Source organism: Aeromonas tecta, from assembly GCF_000820185.1.
In the GTDB taxonomy this organism is placed as follows: domain Bacteria; phylum Pseudomonadota; class Gammaproteobacteria; order Enterobacterales; family Aeromonadaceae; genus Aeromonas; species Aeromonas tecta.
The window spans coordinates 1-18274 of sequence record NZ_CDCA01000035.1; the positions used below are offsets into that span (position 1 = coordinate 1).

At 60.3% G+C, this 18274-nt stretch carries 12 protein-coding genes and 2 riboswitches; of the genes, 11 read left to right on the forward strand and 1 reads right to left on the reverse strand.

What is annotated here, in order from left to right; translation table 11 throughout:
- The first annotated feature begins 484 nt into the window (after window positions 1–484).
- The 6 genes from BN1137_RS14805 (at window position 485) to cbl (ending at window position 6259) form a co-directional block, all read left to right on the forward strand.
- A complete protein-coding gene (locus BN1137_RS14805) occupies window positions 485–1486 on the forward strand; it encodes a sulfate ABC transporter substrate-binding protein (RefSeq protein ID WP_050719335.1) in 1002 nt (333 codons plus the stop codon).
- A 39-nt stretch (window positions 1487–1525) separates the two neighbouring features.
- Window positions 1526–2101 carry an RBBP9/YdeN family alpha/beta hydrolase gene (locus tag BN1137_RS14810; RefSeq protein ID WP_050719336.1) on the forward strand — a complete coding sequence of 192 codons (576 nt, stop codon included), beginning with the start codon at window positions 1526–1528 and terminating at the stop codon, window positions 2099–2101.
- Between the two features lie 282 nt (window positions 2102–2383).
- A complete protein-coding gene (cysT, locus tag BN1137_RS14815; RefSeq protein ID WP_050719337.1) occupies window positions 2384–3223 on the forward strand; it encodes a sulfate ABC transporter permease subunit CysT in 840 nt (279 codons plus the stop codon).
- Entirely contained in the window at window positions 3220–4107 is an 888-nt protein-coding gene (cysW, locus tag BN1137_RS14820; protein WP_050719338.1) for a sulfate ABC transporter permease subunit CysW, read from the forward strand. The genes cysT and cysW overlap by 4 nt, the downstream gene beginning before the upstream one ends.
- A gap of 24 nt (window positions 4108–4131) precedes the next feature.
- A complete protein-coding gene (locus tag BN1137_RS14825; protein WP_050719339.1) occupies window positions 4132–5199 on the forward strand; it encodes a sulfate/molybdate ABC transporter ATP-binding protein in 1068 nt (355 codons plus the stop codon).
- A gap of 112 nt (window positions 5200–5311) precedes the next feature.
- Window positions 5312–6259: an HTH-type transcriptional regulator Cbl gene (gene cbl, locus BN1137_RS14830; protein ID WP_050719340.1), complete on the forward strand. Its 948-nt coding sequence runs from the start codon at window positions 5312–5314 to the stop codon at window positions 6257–6259.
- Between the two features lie 55 nt (window positions 6260–6314).
- Here the strand turns inward: cbl and gbpA are convergent, their stop codons facing one another.
- A complete protein-coding gene (gene gbpA / locus BN1137_RS14835) occupies window positions 6315–7739 on the reverse strand; it encodes an N-acetylglucosamine-binding protein GbpA (protein ID WP_050719341.1) in 1425 nt (474 codons plus the stop codon).
- A gap of 61 nt (window positions 7740–7800) precedes the next feature.
- A riboswitch (cyclic di-GMP riboswitch) is annotated at window positions 7801–7886 on the reverse strand.
- 470 nt (window positions 7887–8356) lie between these two features.
- Between gbpA and BN1137_RS14840 the strand changes: the two genes are divergently transcribed.
- The 5 genes from BN1137_RS14840 (at window position 8357) to BN1137_RS14860 (ending at window position 18036) form a co-directional block, all read left to right on the forward strand.
- Entirely contained in the window at window positions 8357–10204 is a 1848-nt protein-coding gene (locus BN1137_RS14840; protein ID WP_050719342.1) for a M3 family metallopeptidase, read from the forward strand.
- Between the two features lie 271 nt (window positions 10205–10475).
- Window positions 10476–10553: riboswitch (cyclic di-GMP riboswitch) on the forward strand.
- A gap of 301 nt (window positions 10554–10854) precedes the next feature.
- A complete protein-coding gene (gene wecB / locus BN1137_RS14845) occupies window positions 10855–11937 on the forward strand; it encodes a non-hydrolyzing UDP-N-acetylglucosamine 2-epimerase (RefSeq protein ID WP_050719343.1) in 1083 nt (360 codons plus the stop codon).
- 5 nt (window positions 11938–11942) lie between these two features.
- Window positions 11943–14189 (forward strand): cyclic di-3',5'-guanylate-activated glycosyltransferase NfrB, encoded by a 2247-nt coding sequence (gene nfrB / locus BN1137_RS14850; protein ID WP_050719344.1) that lies wholly within the window; start codon window positions 11943–11945, stop codon window positions 14187–14189.
- Window positions 14189–17149 carry an NfrA family protein gene (locus BN1137_RS14855; protein WP_050719345.1) on the forward strand — a complete coding sequence of 987 codons (2961 nt, stop codon included), beginning with the start codon at window positions 14189–14191 and terminating at the stop codon, window positions 17147–17149. The genes nfrB and BN1137_RS14855 overlap by 1 nt, the downstream gene beginning before the upstream one ends.
- Window positions 17149–18036 (forward strand): DUF4434 domain-containing protein, encoded by an 888-nt coding sequence (locus BN1137_RS14860; protein WP_050719346.1) that lies wholly within the window; start codon window positions 17149–17151, stop codon window positions 18034–18036. Before BN1137_RS14855 ends, BN1137_RS14860 begins: the two co-directional genes overlap by 1 nt.
- Window positions 18037–18274 lie beyond the last annotated feature (238 nt).

Here is an 18274-nt window from a genome sequence, read left to right on the forward strand (position 1 = left end):
TCTAACGACTGGGCTTTTTTTGTGTTTGACATTCTCTATATCCCCCTCTGATTTGGTTAAACGCCAAGCTATCACCACCTGTTGTGCTCTATCCACATGGAGGCCGCAGCACTGCTGTATAGGTGTCGCTACGACATAACCCCTCATTCCCCATCTCTACTACACATACCCTGTGTGTTCCTTTCCCACATATCTATCCCACATATCTATCCAAATCTAAGTAATAGAGTGTCATAAGACAGGCCATTATTTCGTCCTGGTGGCTTTGTTATGAGTATGAATCATCGATAAGGAGGTGAAAGGTAGGTTCAAACTGATGATTATTTGGGCGGTATAGACATAAAAGAAGGTGGTGGGTAGAGCCTCTGTTCGTTCTATTAGGCTCTAATATGCGTAAAAGAGATAAGCAAAGCGCTATTTCTTTCTTCCTGGTATATGAAAGAGGCGGCATGCTGTACTCAACCCAACGATAAGGAGTATCACCATGAAATTGCGAATGACCGCCCTGACCCTGTTATCCCTGCTGGCACTCGGCCAGGCCAATGCCGCCGAGATCCGCCTGCTCAACGTCTCCTATGATCCGACTCGTGAGTTGTTCCAGGCGTACAACACAGCGTTTGCCAAGGAGTGGAAGAGCAAGACAGGGGACGATGTGGTTGTCAGCCAGTCTCATGGGGGCTCTGGTAAGCAGGCGCGTGCCGTGGTCGATGGTCTGGAGGCAGACGTGGTGTCGCTGGCGCTGGCCTATGACGTCGATGCCGTGGCCAAGGCGGGTCTCACCGCCAGCGATTGGGAAGGGCGCCTCGCCAACAACGCTTCTCCCTATACCTCTACCATCGTCTTCTTGGTACGCAAGGGGAATCCCAAGCAGATCAAAGACTGGGATGATCTGGTGCGCAAGGATGTCTCCATCATCACCCCTAATCCCAAGACTTCCGGTGGGGCGCGCTGGAACTATCTGGCTGCCTGGGGTTATGCCCTGAAGAAGAGCGGCAGCGAGGACGGCGCCAAGCAGTTCGTCGGTGATCTGTTCAAGAACGTGAAGGTACTGGATTCCGGTGCCCGTGGTGCCACCACCAGTTTCATCGAGCGCGGCCTGGGTGATGTGCTGCTGGCTTGGGAGAACGAAGCCCTGCTGGTGCTGGGTCAACCTGGGACCAGTGACAAGTTTGAGTTGGTAGTGCCTTCTGTTTCCATCCTGGCCGAGCCGCCAGTTGCCGTGGTCGACAAGGTCGCCAAGAAACACGGTACCGAGGCGGTGGCCAAGGCGTACCTCGATTATCTCTACTCCGACGAGGGGCAGCGCATTATCGCCAAGTATCACTACCGCCCCAGCAACCCGGCGATCCTGAAGGAGACCTCGGCTCAGTTCCCGACCTTGAAGCTGTTTACCGTCAAGGATCTGGAAGGGGATTGGGACAAGGCTCAGAAGAAACACTTTGCCCAGGGCGGTCTGTTCGACCAGATCTACCAACCGGGCAGCTAAGTTACCTGGCCCACTGTGACAACGGATAGGAGCACCGAGATGAACAAGATCCTCCTGGTTCCCGGTCTGCACAACAGCGGGCCGGATCACTGGCAGAGCCGCTGGCATCAACATTTCCCCCAGTGGCAGCGCATGGTTGGCCTGCCCTGGGACAAGCCGGACCTCACCGTCTGGAGTGCCAAGCTGGCGAGCAAGCTCAGGAGCCGGCGTAGCCAGGTGCACCTGGTCGCCCACTCTTTCGGAGCCCTGACGGCCATCGCCGCCGCCCGGCTGCAACCGGAGAAGGTTGCCTCGATCCTGATAGTGGCCCCCGCCGATCCGGCCCGCTTCGGCATTCCGGACGAGGCGCTTGCAGGCTCCATCAAGGTATCCGCCCAGCTCATCGCCAGCCGCAACGATCCTTGGATGTCGTTCGAGCGGGCCGAGTTCTGGAGCCGCCAGTGGCAGGTGCCGCTGTTCGATGCCGGTGAGGTAGGCCACATCAATGCCCAGTCCGGTCATGGGGAATGGAGTCAGGGTCTCAACTTGCTCGGCACCCTTCACCATCGAGCCGAGATGGTGGTTGAACCGGCGCAGGTAGAGTGGGGCCAACGCGCAGCCCTGAGTTTTCGTTAAGGTTCAAAATACGTCATGAGGAGAGTACCAAGACGATACGAAGCAGGTTCGCTAGCCTGATCCCATAGCAGCAGACTCCTGAGTTTCCGGTTCCACAGCTCCGTTTTGTTAGGTCTTTTATTTATATAAAAGACCTTTTTTTATTTATACCGCTCTAAAAGCCTTGTTTCGTCGTTGTTAGATAAAAAAGTAATTAGTAAAGGCGTTATTGATGTTTGGCGCACCTGGCAGGAGTGAGCAGAATCGCTATATCGAAAGTTATTTATAACAAACGGATGTGTTATGCGATTAAGTTCTTATTCCGTCCTGCCAGGTCTGGGGCCGACCCTGGGCTTCAGTCTGCTCTACCTGAGCATACTGGTGCTGCTGCCGCTCTCCGCCCTGGTATTGTTCGCCGTGAACAACCTCAATGCCGCCGAGTTCTGGCAGGTGATCAGCTCCCCTCGGGTGCTGGCCTCGTTTCGGCTGAGTTTTGGCGCCGCCTTTATCGCCGCCCTGCTCAACAGCCTGTTCGGGCTGATCCTGGCCTGGGTGCTGGTGCGCTACAGCTTCCCGGGTCGCCGCCTCGTGGATGCCCTCATCGATCTGCCGTTTGCCATGCCCACCGCCGTCTCTGGTATCGCCCTGTGCGCCATCTTCGCCCCCAATGGCTGGATTGGTCAGTGGGTCGCTCCCTTTGGTATCGAGCTCGCCTACAACCCCATAGGGGTGGTCATCGCGCTGACCTTCATCGGCTTGCCCTTCGTGGTGCGTACCCTGCAACCGGTGCTGCGCGAAGCCGAGGCAGAGCAGGAAGAGGCGGCGGCGAGTCTTGGGGCCAACCGCTGGCAGACCTTCGCCAGGGTGCTCTGGCCAACCCTGATCCCGGCGCTGCTGACCGGCTTCGCCCTGGCCTTCGCCCGCGGAGTGGGCGAGTACGGCTCGGTCATTTTCATCGCCGGCAATCTGCCCATGGTGTCCGAGATAGCGCCGCTGATGATCATGAGTCACCTGGAGGAGTATGACTACGCCGGGGCCTCTGCCATCGCCTCCGTCATGCTGCTTATCTCATTCATTCTGCTGTTGATCATCAACAAGTTGCAGGCCTGGAGCTGGGCCCGTATCGGAGGGAGCCGCATATGACCGCATCCACCATCGCACTCGACAAGGCACCGCAAGTGACTGTGGTCGTGAACTATCAACCGGTTACCCGTGAACCGGTGTGGGTCAAGTGGCTGCTCATCACGGTGGGATTGGGCTGGTTTGCCGCCTTGCTGCTGCTGCCGCTGGCCACCGTCTTCATTCAGGCGCTGAGCCCGGGCCTAGCCTTCTTCTGGCACGCCATCAGTGAGCCGGATGCCCTGAGCGCCCTCGGCCTGACTGCGCTGGTCACCCTCTGCTCGGTGCCGTTGAACGTGCTATTCGGTCTGGCGGCCGCCTGGGCCATCGCCCGCTTCCGCTTCCCGGGTCGGCAGCTGCTCATCACCATCATCGATCTGCCGTTCTCGGTATCTCCGGTCATCGCGGGGCTGATGTTCGTGCTGATGTTCGGTAGCCGCGGCTGGTTCGGCGACTGGCTGAGCGAGCATGACATCAAGATCATCTTCGCCACCCCGGGCATCATCCTGGCGACCACCTTCATCACGGTGCCTTTCGTGGTGCGCGAGCTGCTGCCGCAGATGGAGGCACGCGGACCGGAGGAAGAGGAGGCCGCCATCATGCTGGGGGCGAGCGGTTTGCAGATGTTCTGGCGAGTGACCCTGCCCGGCATCCGCTGGAGCCTGATGTATGGCGTGCTGCTCTGTACCGCTCGGGCGGTGGGGGAGTTTGGCGCCGTGTCTGTGGTGTCAGGCCACATTCGCGGCCAGACCAACACCCTGCCGCTGCACATCGAGATCCTCTACAACGAGTACCAGACCGGCGCCGCCTTCGCGGTCGCCAGCCTGCTGGCCCTGTTCGGGATCTTCACCCTGTTGGGGGAAACCCTGTTGGCCCGGCTGCGTGGTCAGCCCACCAAATCTCACTGATTTCACAGTTTCAACGAGGCAGCCATGAGCATTCAGGTTCAACAACTCAACAAGCATTTTAATCAATACGCGGCCCTTGCCGACATCAACCTCGACTTCCACGACGGCGAGTTGGTCGCCCTGCTGGGGCCCTCCGGTTGTGGCAAGACTACTTTGCTGCGGATCATCGCCGGGCTGGAACAGGCCGACAGTGGCAGCGTCATCATTCGGGGGGAGGATGCCTCCGCCCTGCATGTGCGTGAGCGCAACGTCGGCTTCGTGTTCCAGCACTATGCGCTGTTTCGCCATATGACGGTGTTCGAGAACGTAGCCTTTGGCCTGAGGGTCAAACCGCGCAGTGAGCGCCCGAGTGAGACCACTATCCGTGCCCGGGTCAAGGATCTGCTGGATCTGGTGCAGCTCAGCCATGTGGCCGAGCGTTACCCGACCCAGCTCTCCGGCGGTCAGCGCCAGCGGGTCGCCCTGGCCCGCGCCTTGGCGGTGCAGCCCAAGGTGCTGCTGCTGGACGAGCCGTTCGGCGCCCTCGATGCCCAGGTGCGCAAGGAGCTGCGCCGCTGGCTGCGAGAGCTGCATGACGAGCTGCACGTCACCAGCCTGTTCGTGACTCACGATCAGGAAGAGGCGTTGGAGGTGGCGGATCGGGTGGTGTTGATGAACGCCGGTCGGGTAGAGCAAATCGGCACCCCGGCCGAGGTCTATGACCAGCCGGCCAGCTCCTTCGTCCACAGCTTCCTCGGCAGCGTGAACCTGTTCCGCGGTCGGGTGGCGGAGCAGGGGCTTGGTATCGGTGAGCAGCGACTGGGGGGCTCGGCGGCATCTCACCTGGCCCAGGGCAGCGCGGCCATCGCCTATGTGCGTCCCCACGAGCTGGAGATCTTGCCGGCGGATGCACCGGGGGGCATCAGCGCCACCGTCACTCGCCTGCTGCCCATGGGGCCGCGTATTCGGGTTGAGCTCAGGGGCAGCGGCGAGACCAAAGGCGCCCACTATGAGGCCGAGCTTAGCAAGGAGGCCGCCCGTGCCCTGGTGCCGGGCCAGGGGGTGCGTCTGGTGGCCAAGCAGGCCCAGCTCTATCCGGATTATCAGATCTAGGGCGAGCGACAAGGGTGAAGCGTGTATCAGGCTTGCGGCCGGGTAACCGGTCACACAGATAACAAGGCCGCGGGCAGACCCATAGCGGCCGGTCAGCGCAGGAGGCGATGACGTGAACTTTCAGCAACTACGCATTATTCGTGAGGCGGCGCGGCGGGACTACAACCTGACCGAGGTCGCCAACGCCCTGTTTACCTCCCAATCCGGGGTCAGCCGCCATATTCGCGAGCTGGAGGAGGAGCTTGGCATCGAGCTGTTTATTCGCTACGGCAAGCGGCTGCTCGGCATGACGGAGCCGGGCAAGGAGCTGTTGGTGATCGCCGAGCGCATCCTCAACGATGCCAACAACATCCGCAAGCTGGCCAGCACCTTCGCCAACCGCGACTCGGGCCGCTTGCTGGTAGCGACCACTCACACCCAGGCGCGCTATGCCTTGCCGCGGGTGGTGAAGGCGTTTCGCGAGCAGTTCCCGCTGGTACAGCTGGAGCTGCGCCAGGGCAGCCCGGAAGAGATAGTGCGGCTGGTGCAGACCGGTGAGGTGGATATCGGCATCAGCAGCGAGCAGCTCGACAAGAGCGAAGGGGTGGTGGCCTTCCCCTACTACCGCTGGCACCACAACATAGTGGTGCCGGAGCAGCATCCCCTGACCGCCGAGCGGGAGCTGACCCTGGCGGCGCTGGCCCACTGGCCCATCGTTACCTATCAGGCGGGACTGACCGGTCGGGCGCGGGTAGACGAAGCTTTTGCCGAGGCCGGCATAGTGCCGCAGATCCTGCTAACGGCTCAGGATTCTGACGTCATAAAGACCTATGTCGAGCTGGAAATGGGGGTGGGTATACTGGCAGACATGGCCTTCAACAGTCAGCGGGACAAGGGTCTGGTGCAGCTCGACGGCAGTCGGCTGTTTGCCCCCCACACCGCCTGGATCGGCCTCAAGCAGGGGCAGTTCCAGCACAACTTCGCCTGGCAGTTCATCCAGCTCTGCAACCCGGAGCTAGCCCTCGCGGACATCCAGGCGCGGGCTCTTCGCAACGATGCGGCGCTCGATTACCAGATCTGAGGAAGTTGCCATAAAAAAACAGGGAGCCTTGGGCTCCCTGTTTGCGTTTTGACGCTTATGGCAGTTGGGTCCAGGCCTCCTGCCAGTGGGAGCCGACGCCCGGCTCATACTGGGTGGCCGTGCTCGCCCACTGGCTGCACCAGCCGCTGTAGGGGAAGGGCTTGCACTGGTAGATCTTGCCGTTCTTGGGTTGCAGCACCTTGGTGCCGGCGGTGTAGGACTTCAGCCCCTCGGGGAAGCTGTACTGATAGTCGCCGCCGCTGGCGGGATCTTTGAGCATCAGATCCAGGGTCTGCTGCACGGTGGCGCCCCCTGACTTCGGCTTGCCCTCGATCACCAGCTGATGGTGGCCCGCACTCAGGCCGGTCAGCGGCATGGTGAAGCTTTGGCTGCTGTCTTTGATGTCGGCACTGCTCTGGCCCTTGGCGACGCCGCCATGGTCATAGAGGGTGTTGGTGACCGCGAGATCTCCCTGCGCCGCGACCGTGAAGTTCAGGGTCAGCTTGCCGTTGTCGAGCAGGTATTCGCTCTCAAGACCGCTCACATTGACGCTGTCACCGATCGGCGGCTGTTGCTGCTCGAGCTGGATCTCGACTCGTTGCAGGTTGCTGCCTGCTTTGAGGTAGACGGGGTTCTGACCGTAGACCGGGTTGAACTGGCCGTCGGTCCCTTGCTGGCCGGCGCGGATCTGGCTCTGCTCTGCGTTGATCTTGCTCGCCAGGGCGTGGGACCAGTTGTTCTTCTGGCCTTGCTCGGTATTGGCGATGGTCAGCACAGTCTGCAGATCTGTGCGCTCGCCGCTGGCGTCGAACACCCGGGTCATGGCCTTGTCACCGGCCGCCAGATCGATGGAGGGGTAGATGGTCCCGCCCTGGCTCCAGCTCAGCGGTGGCTGGGTGCCGCCCTCGAAGCGGGCGTCGATCAGGTTGTAGAAGCTGTTGGTGGTATCGCCCACCTCCCAGACCCCCAGGATCACCTGATAGCCGGTGCGCGCCGGCAGGACGCAGTTATGGGTGACCTGCTTGGGTGGCTGCACCATACCCCCGTCGATCACGCAGAAGGGATTGAGATCGAAGGAAGCCCGGGTTAACGGCTGGTTCGGGTTCCAGTCCTGCTTGGTGAGGTAGTAGCGCCAGTTGCGAGTGGTGTGGTTGGCGGTGAAGGTCCAGCTGATGGCGAAGGGACCGGCCTGCACGTCGCGTTTGGTCCAGCGGTCGCTGGTCTGGGCGTTGAGCTCGCCAAACTGGGTGTGGCCGGCCGAGGCTATCTGACCGTCGGCCGGGCCGCCATTGGGGAAGCCGGACGGCGCCTCCAGGCTCTGGGGCTCCCACTGGATGGCGCCACACTGGCTGTTGCCGCCGGTCTTGCACAGGTAGTTGCGCGCCTCCGGCTGGCTGATGTAGCCGTGGGCGAGCACGCCGCCACTGGCCAGCAGCGCCAGCGCGGCTGCGAGGCGATTGAGTTGAATAGTTGCTGCCATACATTCCTCTGTTCGATAGATGTGGGCAGTCACGTTGGCAGGGGCATTCCCCGAAACACGGTGTTGCAACCCCGCTATCCTGGACGACATGTCTTTAGACCGGAGGCTTTGCGTCCTGGCCTTTCAACCAGTTTGCCAAATGACTACAAAAGGATCATGGTGTCGCGTTTGACTACGACCCCACTATCATGACTTCTTTTGATTAAATTATTAAGTGTAAATCTTTACAGCTTGACCTCATCGGAGTAGAGCCATTACGCAAGTTTCTGTTTTTACGCATGATATGTGGGGAATATTCGGATTCTTTTGGATTTCATGGAATATTAAACATATGGCGATGATACCCCTTCAAGACAGGCGTCGTTATTCATGAATGACAAGCCGATATCACAGCGCCGTTGCCATGGTTGCAGGGGATATTGGGCAGACTGAGGATGCAATCGCCTGGCTAGAGCGTTAGCTGAGGTCGATAATCTCCCGCGAGCGGCAGACAGCGGAGCCTGCTTTTGCTAGCGTGATGGAGCGCATCCCGGCGCACCCAGCCCTGTTCCGTGAGGATGGGGCATCATCCAAAAAGGAACGGCTGGCCAGAGGCCGCCGATAACAAGAGGGACCTTATGACTTCCAATGCCAGGAATTACTTGAACCAGCTCAACGCCGAGTACCTGCAGGTACACAGGCGCAAGGAGGATCTGTTCTGGTCCACCTACATGGGCACCAGCGACGATCAGGCCGGTTTCACCGCCGCCGAACAGGCCTACAAGGCCTTCTGCGCCGCTCCGGCGCGGCTGCCGGTGTTGCGGGAGATGCAGGCCCAGGCCGAGGGGGCGGATCTCAAACGCGGGCTCGGGGGCTGGATTGCCTTCTTCGAGTGCAATGTCATCGAGGATCCCGCCGCGACCGCCCTGATGGACGAGCTGGTGGCCGCCGAGGCGGCCCTGTTCGCCCGCCGCAAGGAGCTCAAGCTCAGTCTGCTGGACGAGCAGGGGCGGCAGGTGGCCGGCAGTCTGCCGGCGGCCAGCACCTCGCTGGCGGCCAGCCAGAACGAGGGGGTGCGCCAAAGCGCGATCGCCATGTTCCATGCCCTGGAGCAGTGGGTGGTGGACAATGGCTTCCTCGAGGTGGTGGCGCTGCGTAACCGCTTCGCCCGCGCCATGGGGTATCGGGACTACTTCGACTACAAGGTTCACAAGAACGAGCAGATGAGCCCGGAGCAGTTATTTACGGTGTTGGATGACTTTATCGCCCGCACCGAGGATCGCGTGCACCTCGGTCTGGCCGAGCTGAAGGCGGCCAAGGGTGAGGCGGCGCTGCGGCCCCACAACCTGCGCTACAGCGTGAGCGGCGACGTGACCCGCCAGCTCGATCCTTATGTACCCTTCTCCCGGGCCCTGAAGGATTGGGTCGAGAGCTTCCGCCGGCTCGGTATCCAGTACCGAGACGCGACCCTGACCCTGGATCTGCTGACCCGGGAGGGGAAATACGAGAACGGCTTCTGCCACGGCCCGGTGCCGAGCTTCTGGCAGGAGGGGCAGTGGGTGCCGGCGGTGGTCAACTTCACCAGTCTGGCGGATCCGGCCCAGGTCGGCAGCGGCTGGAGCGGCCTCAACACCCTGTTCCACGAGGGGGGCCATGCCGCCCACTTTGCCAACGTGACCGGCAATGCGCCCTGTTTCTCCCAGGAGTTTCCGCCCACCTCCATGGCCTATGCCGAGACCCAGTCCATGTTCTGTGACAGCCTGCTGGACGATGCGGACTGGCTCAAACGTTACGCCCGCAACGAGGCCGGGGAGGTTATCCCGGATACGCTTATCGAGGCCATGATAGCGGCGCGTCAGCCGTTCAGGGCCTTCAACGAGCGCCAGATTGCCCTGGTGGCCTACTTCGAGCGGGATCTCTACGCCATGGACGAGGCCGAGCGCAGCCCGGCGGCCGTGCTGGCGCTGGCCCGCCAGTGGGAGCGCAAGATCCTGGGAGTGGAGAGCCCGCGCCCGCTGCTCGCCATCCCTCACCTGCTCAATCAGGAGTCGGCCTGCGCCTATCACGGCTATCTGCTGGCGCTGATGGCGGTGGAGCAGACTCGCGCCTACTTCCTGCGCCGGGACGGTTATCTCACCGACAACCCGCGCATCGGCCCGGACTTGGCGGCCCACTACTGGGGGCCCGGCAATGGCATGACCCATGACCAGACCCTGCAGAGCCTGACCGGTGAGGGCTTCAGCGCAGGCCCCCTGGCCCGGGTGTGCAACCAGAGCGTGGCCGAAGCCTGGGCGACGGCCTCGGCTTGCATGGCGGCGGCGCGCCAGCGGCCACCGGTCGGCGACGGCACTCCCCTCAATGCCCACATCCGGGTGGTGCACGGAGAGAAGTTGATTGCCGACAACAGCCACTCGGAGGCGCAGATGCTGGCCGACTTCGAAGCCTGGATCCACAATCACTACCTGGGTGAGAAGCAGACCGCCTAGCAGGGCAGACATTATCGACATGAGTGCGACGCCATGGCCCATAAAAAGAGCCCCGAAAGGGGCTCTTTTTATGGCATTCAGTCAGAGCTGAATGGGGACGCGACAGTTTCTGGCAGGTGCCGCGTCACCCTCTTGCCCCATCTAACCCTTGGCAACATGGAGTCAGGAGCGCTGCTGACTTAAGTTCTGCCATTTTATTTATTCGCGTTTTATATTCGCTTAATTTAGATTTTTGCATTTTAAATATGGACTGGTCCGACTACTGGGCAGATGATAGATAGGCCACCCTCGGTGTGAACCGGGTTCGGAAAATCACAGATCTCCCTTGCGAGATGGCTGGGTTGCCGATGATGAGGGTCAGACGACTCGCTCCATATCTGATGATATTCGATACCCAATCATGATGATGGCCGCCTCACAGAGGGCAGTGCGAACAGGGATGCTACAACCTGGACAAATGCCCATTTGTTCCGCCGTATCTGGATATCCGTGGGCGATCACCACTTGGGGGGCAACCCCTATTTCTGCTTCCTCATCCCCCTAGTTACTTGTTATCTATTGAAATTATCCTGTAGAGGGACGGGCCAACGGCACGCTGGTCGCCTAGACTCCCTGCGGTGATATGGATCACATGACCGGAGCACGTTGCGATGAAGAAAATCATGATGGTATCGGGTACTCGCCCGGAAATAATCAAGCTCGCCCCGCTATATCATGCCCTCCAGCAGGAGCCGTGGGCCGACGTTCGTTGGGTTCATACCGGTCAGCATGACAGCATGGCGACTCAGCTGCTCGAGTGCTTCGATATCCGCCCGGACTGGACCTTGCTGCGCCAGGGGGCGAGCCTGTTTGAATTCAGCCAGGGTTGTCGCGCCCAGCTTGAAACCTTGATGGTGCAAGGGCCCTGGGACATGGTGATTGTGCAAGGGGATACCGAGAGCGCCTTCCTCGGTGCCCTGACCGGTTTCTATCATCAGGTGCCGGTGGCTCATGTGGAGGCCGGTCTACGTACTTATCGTCTCGATCGTCCCTTCCCCGAAGAGGGGCTGCGCCAGATGATAGGGCGTATCGCCCAACTGCATCTGGCGCCGACCGTGCGTGCGCAAGACTGTCTGTTGGCCGAACAGGTGCCGGCAGAGCGAGTCCATGTTACCGGCAATACGGTCATCGATGCCCAGCTGTGGGCCGGAGAGCGTCACGGCATCGAACGCAACAATCCCCAGCCGGGGCATCTGCTGGTAACGGTACACCGACGGGAGAACTGGGGAGACGAAGTTGCCGGGATCTGCCGTGCCATTGCTCGCCTCGCCACCGCCAATCCCGAGATGCGGGTACTCTTCCCGGTACATTTGAACCCCGTTATCAAGCAAGTCGTTTATCCGCTGCTCGGCCATCTGTCCAATGTCACGCTGACCGAACCTCTCGACTATGTGGCCATGCAACAAGCTATCGCCGATGCCTGGCTAGTCATGACCGACTCTGGCGGTTTGCAGGAGGAAGCGCCGACCTATGGTGTGCCCCTGCTGGTATTGCGCGAGGAGACGGAGCGGCCCGAGGCGGTGGAGTCTGGCTATGCGCAGCTGATGGGCACCGACGAGGAACGTATCGTCCAACGGGTCACCGAATTGTGGCAGGCGGCTGATTTTGCCCCGCGGGCGATGGCCAATCCATTCGGAGATGGGCAGGCCTGTGCTCGCATCGTTGCCATCATGGCTGACACCTTGCTGGGGTAATCCTGATGTCGGAATATTGGTTGGTTGATGGTTTTGCCACCTATCTCTATGGCCTGAAGTTGGTTGCCATCGTGGTGGCGATGGCCATGCTGGTGAGCGGTGTCGATGATCTCTTCATCGATACCGTCTATTGGTTGCGTGCCACCTGGCGGCGCCTGACTGTCTATCGTCGCCATGATCGGCTGGAGTATCAGGCACTGTACGAGCGGGAGGAGCAGCCTCTTGCCATCATGGTGCCCGCCTGGCATGAAACCGGTGTCATCGGCCAGATGGCGGAGCTGGCGGCGACCCGCTTCGACTACGAGAACTACCAGATCTTCGTCGGTACCTATCCCAACGATCCCGACACTCAGAAAGATGTGGACGAAGTCTGCGCTCGCTTCCCCAATGTGCACAAGGTGGTTTGCGCCCGCCCGGGGCCGACCAGCAAGGCCGATTGTCTCAACAATGTGCTCGATGCCATCTTCCAGTTCGAGCGCAAGGCCAACCTCTCGTTTGCCGGCTTTATCCTGCACGATGCCGAGGATGTCATCTCGGACATGGAGCTGCGGTTGTTCAACTATCTGGTGGATCGCAAGGATCTGATCCAGATCCCCGTCTATCCCTTCGAGCGTCCCTGGTACAACTTCACCAGCCTGCATTATCTGGACGAGTTCGCTGAACTGCACAGCAAGGATGTGCCGGTGCGGGAGGCCGTCTCCGGCCAAGTGCCCAGCGCCGGGGTCGGTACCTGCTTCAGTCGCCGCGCCATCATCGCCCTGCTGGAAGACGGTGACGGCATCGCCTTTGATGTGCAGAGCCTGACCGAAGACTACGACATCGGTTTTCGGCTCAAAGAGAAGGGGATGGAGGAGGTGTTCGTCCGTTTTCCCGTCATCCGCGAGGCCAAGAGCACGCCGAATCGGCGCTGGCGCCTCGGTATGCACGAGCGGGATACCAATGTCATCTGCGTGCGGGAATACTTCCCCGATACCTTCCAGACGGCGGTGCGCCAGAAGTCTCGCTGGATCATCGGCATCGTCTATCAGGGATTCAAGACACACAAGTGGAGCAACAACTGGAAACTCAACTACTTCCTCTGGCGTGACCGCAAGGGGGCGCTGACCAACTTCCTCAGCTTCACCGCCAGCCTTATCTTGCTGCAACTGCTGGCCCTCATCCTCTATCAGTGGCTGGTGCCGGATCCGTACTACTTTCTCTCCATTTTCGAGGGAGACAGCTGGTTGATCACCCTGCTCTGGATCAACATGTTCCTGATGAGCAACCGCATGCTGCAGCGGCTGATCTTCGTGACCCGCTACTACGGGTTGATGCAGGGGATGATGTCCATTCCCCGGCTGTTTTGGGGCAACATCATCAACTTCATGGCGAACTGGCGGGCGCTCTCCCAGATCATCGCCCAGGGGGATCCCCGTCGGGTTGCCTGGGACAAGACCACTCATGATTTCCCCAGCCTGGGTGAAGAGAACCGGGCACGGCGTCCCCTCGGCCAAATACTGGTCGGCCAGGGGATCTTGACCAAGACACAGCTCAATGAGGCGCTGCTGAACCGGGCGCCGGGTCTGCGTCTGGGTAGCAGTCTGGTGCATCAGGGCTGGATCACCAGCGAACAGTTGGCAGCTGGCGTGGCAGAGCAAAGTGGGGTGCCGTGGGAGCATGTCGATGCCTACAGCCTGAGCCGGGAACTACTGCAAAAAGTGCCCCCCAACGTAGCCGTGCACTATGGTGTGCTGCCCCTGCGCATCGAAAAGGATGTACTGGTGCTGGCATGTGAAACCTATCTGGATCCTGTTTCTCTCGGTGCCCTGTCTCGCAAACTCGAATCACGGGTTTCCTATGTGATCGCCTGCAAGGGGGAGGTCACTCTGGGGCTGCGCCGCTGGTATGTGCGTGGCCAGCGGATCAATCCCAAAGGGTTGCTACAAAAGGCACTGAATGGCGGTTTGATCGACGAGACCCAGTTTGCCGATATCTGGGCTCGCTATCAGGCGAGCCAGGTGATGTTACCCGAGATCCTCATCTCCCTCGGCCACATCGACGAGGCTGCGTTGCGCTCCCTGTTATTGCGGCACGAGCGCAGCGAGGAGATCCTGGCCGACTTCCTGGTCGAGCAGGAGGTGATCAGCCAACAGGTGCTGGCTCAGGCCAAGGCGTTGCAGAACACCTATCAACTGAACTTGCATGACTTGTTGCGTGAGGCTGGGGTGGAAGACGAATCTTGGCTTGCTCGGCAGAAAGAGGAGATCATCTGATGCGTCCCGAAATACTGCTCCTGTCTGGGCTGCTGCTTGGACAGGGGGCGATGGCGGCCCAGGCCGAATATGAGTTGGGTCCTGGGGTGAGCAATTATCAGCGTTTTGTGCTTTATCCTCATCTGCAGAAAGGTTTTTCTGCTATGGAACGGGGGCATCGCGATCGTGCCATCGCCGAATTTGAACAAGCTCGCAAGCTACAACCCCAGAACCCGGTGATCACGCTCTATCTGGTGCGAGCCTATGAACATTTTGGAGAGGACAAGCAAGCAGCGGCGCTGGCTCATCAACAATTGGCCATCACGCCACAGGATGCCGATCTGCTCGCTTTCGTAGAAGGATTAGAGCGCAAGGATCCGCTGGATCCTGCTTGTGGACTGCTCGAGTGCAAGGTGGCGCGGGCCGAGCGTGATCTGTTGGATGGCGATCTGGGGGATTTGTCCAGGGCCCTTGAGGATCCTCAATTGGCGGCTAGCCCACAGGGGTTGAGCCTGCGTCATGACCTGTTGCAGCGAGCCCTGGGCGGGCAAAACTGGACTCTGGCTGCCGAGCAGTTTGCCTCGCTGGATAAAGCCAACAAGCTGAGCCAGGGGGAGCTCAAGCAGTGGGTCAACATGCTGCTGGCACAAGACAAGCCAGAGCAGGCCAGAGCCCTGCGCAGTCGCTTGCCGAGCCAGGATGCAGAGCTGGATCTGGCCATCGCACTGGCCTTTGGCAAGAACCGGGATGAGGCGGCATTGGGCCGTTATCAGCAGGCTCATAGTCCGCAGTTTGAGCGGGCCGATCAGGAGCGTGAATGGCTGCAACTGGCGGCCAATAACGGCACCCTTGGCAGTGATCAGACGCTGCAATTTACGGATAATCAGGCCTTCTATACCAGCCTGATGTTGCCCGTCCTGCGCCGTGAGGGGCGTTGGACCGAGCTGGATCGCCTGTTGGCCAAGGCCCCGTCGCAAGGAAGTGCCGAACTGGCATTCGAATCGGCATTGCACCAGCACCAATGGAACAAGCTGGCCCTGGACGGGCGCAAATTGGTTCGAGAGTCCAGACAGCCCATGGTCGAGCTGGAGCAGGTCAGCTATCGCCTGCAGCAGGCCGGACTGACGGCTGCAAGCCGGGCGTTGCTCATCGATTATTGGCCCTACCAGGGGGCTAACCAGGCGGGGCGTGCAACCTTGATCCGACGCCTGACCCTGCTGCAAGGGGAGAAAGGAGCGGGGGCATTACCAGATCGATTGGCCGATCCCCTTGCCGAGCCGGCATTGCGCAGTTTGCAGGCCAGCCTGCTCGCCGAGGCGGGTCAGTGCGATGGTGTGGTGCGGGTATTGGGGGATCTTGCCGCCCAGTATGATGCCAGCAGTTGGCGAGCGCTCGGCAGTTGTTATCGCCAGAACAAACCGGGCCTGGCGGAATACGCTTTCGCTCGCGCCGCCAGCTTCGGGTTGCCACAGGATGTGCGTCAGCTGGCTTACCAGGCGTACGAGAACCGTCACTATGATGCCGCGCTCAAGGCCTGGCAGCAGGTCACCCTGGCCCCCGATCAGCAAGAACAGATGGCGGCCATTCGCTCAGCCCTGGATGCCGGCGATCTGCCCCAGGCCCGGCAATGGCTGACGCAGTACCAGCAATTGGGGCTGCCCCAGAGTGCGGCCTATTGGCGTGCCCTGGCCAGTACCCAGCAGGATGAACAGGCCATCGCGAGCCTGGAGCGGGCCATTGCCCTGGCGCCCGAGGCGACGGACTATGCGCAGCTGGCCCAGCATCAGCAGAAGCTCGGCCAGACAGCGCAGGCGAGCACGGCGCTGCAAGCTGCCAATCGACTGGCGCCGGATAACCGGGAATACCAGCTCGCCTATGGCTATGCCCTGCTCAACAATGGTGAGAAGCAGGCGGCCAGCGACTGGCTGGAGTCCATCTATCGGCCGGGGGATACCCAGCTCGCCGAGCAATTGGTCTATATCAACCAATCCCTTGCCCATAACCAGAAGGCGCGAGATTACGCCACCAAGGCCATCGATGGTGAGCAACCGGCGCAGCTGCGCTATGACCTGAGGCGGCTGCACGAAGATTTGGGACGGCGCTGGACCTACAGCTTCGATGCCTGGACAGGTACCGGAGCCGGCACAGTCAGCGGTATCGGGGGCAATGCCGTGGCCCAGAGCTATGCCCAGACCGAAGTCGAGTACCGACTGGGGGATGAACCCATTCGCAATGGCAAGACTCTGTCCATCTACGGCCGCCTCTACGGCAGCAGTCAGGGCCAGCAGATCTACCACCTCAATGAAGGCACTCCCTACGATGGCACCTATGCAGAAGACAGTGGCAGCAATCCCCTCGACTTTCGGGATCCGACCCTCGGCATAGGATTGCGTTGGAAGCCCTTCTCCAGCCAGACCATCTTCTTTGCGGCCGAAGAGTTGTTGCCCCTCAACAGCAGTCAGGGCAGCGAGCACGACACCCTGATCCGGGCCAGTGCCTCCTTCCTGAACGATGGCAAGTACAGCGATGAATGGCATGTGGGGGACCGCGGCTGGTGGGCCCAGAACCTCTATCTGGATGCGGCCCGCTATCTGCGTTCCCAGCAGACCAGCCTGGTGGCCGACTACCGGCTCAGTTATCACCACAAGATCCGCTGGGGCGACACCCTGGAACCTTATGCCCATGTGCAGGGACGCCAATACTGGGACGATAAGAGCCCGGATCGGGGTTACTACAACCATGATGGCGACACCGTTGAGTACACTTCGGGTTCCGATGACTACAGCCTGTTGATGGGCGGCGTGGGGATGCGCTGGAACCACTGGTTCGGGGAGACACGCTATGACGCCTGGCCACACAAGTTGAGCCTGGGGATCGAGTACCAACGCCGGTTGAAGAGCGATCCCGTCATCAAGGACATAGAAACCGGCGATGACTATGACAAAAGCACCCTGATGATGACCATGGGAGTGAGGTGGTGATGAGACATTGGATAACGGGGCTGGCCCTCATCCTGCTGGGGGCGGTATTGCCCGCCCAGGCGAGTCAGGGGATCTTCTACCAGCCCCAATTACGGGATGCGGCCATCAGCGAGGCGCGTTGGGACGAGATCCTGGCTCAGGTGAAACGGGAAGGCTTCGACACCCTGATAGTGCAGTGGACGCGTTACGGCGAGGCTTTCACTAAGCCGGAGGAGAAAGCGTGGCTGACGGCTCGACTCAAGCGGGCCGACGAGGCGGGGCTGACCCTGATCCTGGGGCTCTACTCCGACCCCGATTTCTTCCAGCATCAGGATCAGAGTGCCGGCCATCTAGACCGTTATCTCGGCCAGCAGGAGAGCCACAATCTATCTCTGGCGCAAGAGTGGCAGGAGCTGCTTGGCGAGGGACGCATCGCCGGTTGGTATCTGCCCGCCGAACTGGATGACTTCAATTGGCGGGAGCCAGAGCGCCAGGTGCTGCTGGCCCGCCATCTGGAAAACCTTGGCAAGGATCTTCATGAGCTGAACCCGGTGCCCGTCTATATCAGCAGCTTCTTCACCGGCAAGATGAGCCCTCAGGCCTACCGGGAACTGCTGACCAGGATGGCGGATAAAGGGGTGAGCCTGGTGGTGCAGGATGGCAGCGGTACCGGGGTATTGAGCCAGCCGGAGCGAGATCTTTATCTGAGTGCCCTCGAGCCCTGTGAGGGACGGGTGGCGGGTCTGGTTCACGAGCTGTTCGTTCAGCAGCGGGGCAGCGGCGAATTCAAAGCGGAGCCTTTGGCTGAGAGCCAACAACGGGCGCTCTGGTCGGCACCGAACCGCTGCGGCAGCCAGCGCTGGTTCTTCTCATTGCGTTACCTGCCAGGCTTGGCTGACTTGCGTTAATCCAGGAGGCTGCGACATCAAAAGTCGCAGCTATTTTGTTACAGACAGTCCATTTCAGTGGCGAATTGTTAGCCGTGTTTAATACCTGTTACATGGTTTGGCTTAGTAACCATACTCACTTCAGTGTTTTTCTTCATCAATTCAACTCTCTCCAACAGCCTGGGTTCAGCCGAGGTTCATAGAATCTCCTGATTGACTAATTCCAGAGCAGACTCAAAATCGGCCACCTCGCCACCCC

Excerpts from the sequence above, each read along its gene's own strand:
- BN1137_RS14805 (WP_050719335.1), top strand. The coding sequence starts at position 485 with ATGAAATTGCGAATGACCGCCCTGACCCTGTTATCCCTGCTGGCACTC.
- BN1137_RS14810 (WP_050719336.1), top strand. The coding sequence starts at position 1,526 with ATGAACAAGATCCTCCTGGTTCCCGGTCTGCACAACAGCGGGCCGGAT.
- cysT (WP_050719337.1), top strand. The coding sequence starts at position 2,384 with ATGCGATTAAGTTCTTATTCCGTCCTGCCAGGTCTGGGGCCGACCCTG.
- cysW (WP_050719338.1), top strand. The coding sequence starts at position 3,220 with ATGACCGCATCCACCATCGCACTCGACAAGGCACCGCAAGTGACTGTG.
- BN1137_RS14825 (WP_050719339.1), top strand. The coding sequence starts at position 4,132 with ATGAGCATTCAGGTTCAACAACTCAACAAGCATTTTAATCAATACGCG.
- gbpA (WP_050719341.1), bottom strand. The coding sequence starts at position 7,739 with ATGGCAGCAACTATTCAACTCAATCGCCTCGCAGCCGCGCTGGCGCTG.
- BN1137_RS14840 (WP_050719342.1), top strand. The coding sequence starts at position 8,357 with ATGACTTCCAATGCCAGGAATTACTTGAACCAGCTCAACGCCGAGTAC.
- wecB (WP_050719343.1), top strand. The coding sequence starts at position 10,855 with ATGAAGAAAATCATGATGGTATCGGGTACTCGCCCGGAAATAATCAAG.
- nfrB (WP_050719344.1), top strand. The coding sequence starts at position 11,943 with ATGTCGGAATATTGGTTGGTTGATGGTTTTGCCACCTATCTCTATGGC.
- BN1137_RS14855 (WP_050719345.1), top strand. The coding sequence starts at position 14,189 with ATGCGTCCCGAAATACTGCTCCTGTCTGGGCTGCTGCTTGGACAGGGG.
- BN1137_RS14860 (WP_050719346.1), top strand. The coding sequence starts at position 17,149 with ATGAGACATTGGATAACGGGGCTGGCCCTCATCCTGCTGGGGGCGGTA.